The organism is Leifsonia sp. SIMBA_070 (assembly GCF_046534635.1).
Lineage (GTDB): Bacteria > Actinomycetota > Actinomycetes > Actinomycetales > Microbacteriaceae > Leifsonia.
Genome location: NZ_JAWRYK010000044.1, coordinates 1 through 417, shown reverse-complemented (window position 1 = coordinate 417; position 417 = coordinate 1). Strand labels below are relative to the sequence as shown.

Here is a 417-nt window from a genome sequence, read left to right as displayed (position 1 = left end):
CCATATCACCACGTCAAAGGGTGACATCAGGCTCATAAGACGCCCCAGCGTCGCCATAGTGCGTTCACCGAATACGTGCGCAACAACCGTCTTCCGGAGACTGTCATACGCGTAAAACAGCCAGCGCTGGCGCGATTTAGCCCCGACATAGCCCCACTGTTCGTCCATTTCCGCGCAGACGATGACGTCACTGCCCGGCTGTATGCGCGAGGTTACCGACTGCGGCCTGAGTTTTTTAAGTGACGTAAAATCGTGTTGAGGCCAACGCCCATAATGCGGGCAGTTGCCCGGCATCCAACGCCATTCATGGCCATATCAATGATTTTCTGGTGCGTACCGGGTTGAGAAGCGGTGTAAGTGAACTGCAGTTGCCATGTTTTACGGCAGTGAGAGCAGAGATAGCGCTGATGTCCGGCG

General features: G+C 55.4%; 1 pseudogene. It reads right to left on the bottom strand.

Features of this window, described 5'->3' with window-relative positions:
- A pseudogene (locus SB754_RS19320) lies at positions 1 to 417 on the bottom strand (IS1-like element IS1A family transposase); the annotation flags it as partial.